At 41.9% G+C, this 4,591-nt stretch carries 4 protein-coding genes; all 4 read right to left on the bottom strand.

The window, feature by feature from the left end; genetic code table 11:
* Positions 1–227: 227 nt before the first annotated feature.
* Entirely contained in the window at positions 228–977 is a 750-nt protein-coding gene (locus KL866_RS01215; RefSeq protein ID WP_214992593.1) for a FadR/GntR family transcriptional regulator, read from the bottom strand.
* A 252-nt stretch (positions 978–1,229) separates the two neighbouring features.
* Positions 1,230–1,865, bottom strand: a complete 636-nt coding sequence (locus KL866_RS01210) for a 2-dehydro-3-deoxy-6-phosphogalactonate aldolase (protein ID WP_214992590.1) — start codon at positions 1,863–1,865, stop codon at positions 1,230–1,232.
* Positions 1,852–2,763 (bottom strand): 2-dehydro-3-deoxygalactonokinase, encoded by a 912-nt coding sequence (locus KL866_RS01205; RefSeq protein ID WP_025255713.1) that lies wholly within the window; start codon positions 2,761–2,763, stop codon positions 1,852–1,854. The genes KL866_RS01210 and KL866_RS01205 overlap by 14 nt, the downstream gene beginning before the upstream one ends.
* Before the next feature lie 5 nt (positions 2,764–2,768).
* Positions 2,769–4,337, bottom strand: coding sequence for an MFS transporter (locus KL866_RS01200; protein WP_214992578.1), 1,569 nt, complete (start codon positions 4,335–4,337; stop codon positions 2,769–2,771).
* Positions 4,338–4,591: the final 254 nt, after the last annotated feature.

Below are 4,591 nucleotides of genomic sequence, written 5' to 3'. Positions count from 1 at the left end.
ATGTTTAAATGTAAAGAAGGATTTGAAATCATTAACATAATGTTTATTAAATAATGGTGATACAAGATGTGCTAGATACGTTGTCTTGTTATTTGGACAGCAACTATTTCGTGAGCGAAGGCATAGAGGGGTTGATTTAAACAAAAAGCAGCTTTGTAAAGCGCTTAAAAACGAAAAAGCCGGTGGCTATAGTAGTATAGACACCGGCTTTAACAATTCTTAGACTATTACTCTTCTCGGAAGCTATCTCCAAAGGCTTCTTTCAACCTTCTGATTGCATCTTTTAGAAGTTTCTCTGTAAGGGCTTCTGCTCCCTCGCCGTCTCCGCTTGCTATCATTTCATAAACGTCTCTATGAAACTTAACCGAATCGCTGTTTTTTCGAGGATCTTGATTGGTAATGCGAACACTTACCAACAATGCAGAATAAATCATACCTTCCATAGAAGTTAAAAATTCATTATGTGCTGCTCGCAGTACCGCTTGGTGAAATAAAGCATCGGCAACAATAAACTTTTCTAAGGAACCCGACTCTTGCTCCATTCGGATAACGGCTTCTTCGATTTCTTTAAGCGCTTCAGGATCAGACCGTTCTGCGGCCCATCGCGCGGCCTTAGGTTCGAAAGCGAGCCTTACATCCATCAACTGACTAATAAAGTGTTCATTAGGTGGCGCAGTGATATGCCATGCAAGTACGTCATCGTCTAACAATATCCATTCGCTACGAGGGCGAACTTTAGTACCAATACCTCGCCTTACATCTAATAGCCCTTTGCCTACTAGGATTTTCACTGCATCTCGAATAACGACGCGACTAACTTGATAGCGTTCTGCCAAAGAATTCTCTTCTTCTAACAAGGTACCTGGCTCTAGTGAGCCAGCGACTATACGGCGACCAATTTCCTTAGCCACTTGTACAGACAAGCTCGGCGTCATTTTGGCAGCGCGTTTTAAGTCGTAATAAACTAATTCATTCATTTAATCGAATCCGATTACATTAAACATATGATAACTTAAATCATAACACCTTTAAGTGATTCACGCTATTAGACTGGGTTCTTTAAGTCATCAGATGAGTTTGCGTTTGCGAGTCAATGTAGCTAATCGACATCATTTAGTTTATCACCAAAGTCATTTGCAACATGCACGCTTTAAGAGGCAATAAATATAATATGTATTTAACATTATATTAAATCGGCTCAAACACCAAGCGTTTACCATCGGTAACCGTTATTCATTAATTACTGTTGTAAATGTTTTAACAAAAGCCGTCGCTTTATGGCTAATTTCATCCAAAGACATTGACGGCTTATACAGCTGGGAGCCTAAGCCAAAGCCCTTCGCGCCTTTGTGCAGATAAGGAGACATTGACTCTACAGTTGCGTCAATTCCTCCCACTGGAAACAACGCTATATTTGAAGGCAATACGCTTTTCATCGCGCTCATTCCACCTACCCCCACCATCGATATTGGGAATAGCTTCAGGTTGGAGGCCCCTGCATGTACAGCATTAAAAGCTTCTGTGGGCGTTACTACACCAGGATACGTAACACATCCTGCGTCAACCGCAGTTTTAATAACATCCACATTACAATTCGGCGTTACCACGAGGTTGGCACCGGTCTCTAATACTTGTTCAGCCAAATCTAATCTAGTTACCGTCCCTGCGCCCAATTCGAAGTTTTTGGTACCATACTCTTTCACAAGCAAGCGTATGCTTTCAATTGCATTGGGGCTATTCAAAGGGACCTCTATTTTGGTAAACCCCGCACTTACCAACACGCTGGCGACATTTAAAATTGTCTGCGGAGTTACGCCCCGTAAAATAGCAATGAGAGGTATTTCAGAATTTTTATCTCTGCCCATTTTCTATCTCCTTTATAATTCTTGCTATGCCATTTAAGAAGCATGTGTTCCCAGAAAATGTGTACGTCTCTATTTGTAACTCTTTAGCCGCCAGTTCATAGCGAGCACATAAAGACTCCCCGCCGACTAGATAAATATTTCTGTGTGTTGAACTGTGTAATTCGCTGCCAATCAATATACCAGACAGATAATCAGCCACTTCGTGATCGGCTAGCTCACCAAATAGCCTTAGTGCTCTGGCCGAAAAAATATCATTAAGCAATGCGCCCTCCGTTGTTCGCCTAACCCCTTTCAAAAATGCAGTTTCGTTAACAATTTCCTGTGAAGGTAATGGGGGCTTTACTGATGAATAGTGGCTAAGTAATGCGTAAAGCTCGCCCGTAAAAAAAGTCGAAAAGCTTGAAATAGCACCGCCTTTTATATCAACGTGCTTACTGTGCGTACCTGGCAGCACAACATGCATGTTTGTCGAATCGGTTAACAGTGACAAACCAAATATTTGTACTTCCTCACCGCGCATAACGTCGCAGTTAAGTGGCGCGGCCCGGTAACTTACCCCGGGTAAAATTCTAGCCTGCGCACCCCAAGGAAGTTCAAAAGAAATTGCATTATTGATGACATCTGAAACCGATGCTGGTGCTGCAACGTAAGGTACTTCTTTCCACCCCGACGCAGAGCCAACCATTCCTGCCATTAAAACTGGGATATTTTGGTAGTCCGATGTCATCGCTTCTAGTTTATACTCTAAGGTTTCGGCAAACGCCTTGTCTTTTATCTGCAGAAGTCCTGATGGCGCTTCCACTGTGTCTATTAAAACGCCTTCGCTACTCAAACCGAAAAGACGGAAGTTACTCGTTCCCCAGTCGACAACGAATGTAGCAATATCTTTTTTACTCATACTAGCTACTTAGCCCCCATTGCATTTTGATTTGTTAATTCCAGCTCCAGTGCTTCTATGGTTTTACCCTTTGTCTCTGGTAAATAGAGATACATAACTATTAGCCCAAATAGCCCAATACCTGCGTAGAGTAAAAAGATGTTTGCTACGCCCATGTTGTCTAATTGCCAAGGGAAAAACTGCTGAATTGACCACGATGACACTGTTTGAACGAGTGCAGCGAAAGGTAGCGCTACACTGCGCACTTTATTTGGGAAAATCTCAGAGAAAATCACCCACATAATCGGCCCTATCGATAAGTTAAATGCCGCAAGAAACGCAAAAATGCCAAACAAGACCAGTGGTGCATTTACTCCAACTATTGTTTTTTCGATGATAGTGCCACTTACCAAAGGAAGCGTTTTCTTATCGAAGTTTTTACTCAACTCAGTTTTTAACGCCACATCGCTATCGAAACTTCTACCTTCGAACGGCGCGAGCAAGGTTATCGGCAACGAATTTTGTTTAAAATGTTCTGATAATTCAGCCATGGCAGCATCGTTAAATTCATAAGTCGCTTGTTTAAAGCCTAGAAAAGTCGAACCATGAGCAACAACAACGAGCAAAAGACCAGCTATGGTAAGCGTCCTTCTACCTAGCTTTTCAACAAAACCGATGGCCACTAAGGTTGCAGCAAGCCCTACAGCTCCTGTAGAGATGGTTTGCATGAATGTGTCCTCAACACTCATGCCTATCTGTTCAAACACCATAGGCGCGAAAAACAACACCGCATTCATTCCGGTGGCACCTTGAACGAAAGCATAAGCAACGGCAATGAATACAACGAAGCGTAAACCTGGGCTAAATAATGTCTTCAATTGTGACAGCGTATCTAGCTCTCTGTTGCTTGTAAGAGAGTTTTTTACATCGTTTAATAACGTCTTTGCGTTTTCTGTAGAAGCGATAATTTCGAAAACGAATAGCGCTTCTTTGTCTCGCCCTTTTTTAGCTAGCCATCGGGGTGATTCAGGAATGCATAGTATAAGAGCAATCCATACCGCGTTAGCGATAAGTTCGGCGCCTAACATCACACGCCAAATATTGTCGTTAGTTAACCACGTCGAGGTGGCAAGTGATTTAACAAGGAAATAGTTAATCACAAACGCGCACAATAAGCCGAGTCCGATCATAAATTGGTTTATTGATACGAATTTGCCTCGCTGATTAGCAGGAGCGATCTCGCCAATATACATAGCAGAAACAGTGATTGATGCGAAGGCAACACCACCAATAAAACGGCCTACAAGAAGCATTTCGTAGTTCACAGCAAAGGCAGACAAAAGAGAAGACAGAGAGTAAGTGAAGCCGATAGCAAGTAACACTCTAGCCCTTCCAAACTTTTCACATAGTGTGCCTGTAAAGAAGAGGGCTAGAATAACGCCTAGTAGCGCACAACCTACTAATGTACCTTGCTGAATAGAATCGAGTTCGAATTCAGCACTTACAAACCGAAGAGCACCTGATATATTTGCTGCATCCAACCCGAATACGAAGCCCCCAAAGGCGGCTACGAGGGCAAAAAAAGAAACATTCATGCTCGAAGAGCTAAATTTGATGGGAAGCCTCACAACTTTTTCACTTTATATACTACCAATGCAAACATATTATGTTTAAAGTCAAAGTTCCGCAACCCTAAATACACTTTTTATTAACGTTTCATTTTTTTGGAAACGTTCTCTAACTGAATTTTGCTATAGCAGTCACATAATAATATCTCTGTCAGATTCAGCCATTTTTACAGAACCACTACTTAAAACTTACTGATGTTTTTAAACGCTTAACAAAACAT

The organism is Alteromonas sp. ALT199 (assembly GCF_018619335.1).
In the GTDB taxonomy this organism is placed as follows: Bacteria; Pseudomonadota; Gammaproteobacteria; order Enterobacterales; family Alteromonadaceae; genus Alteromonas.
The sequence above is the reverse complement of the archived record's forward strand: the minus strand, read 5'-3'. Positions and strand labels throughout refer to the sequence as shown.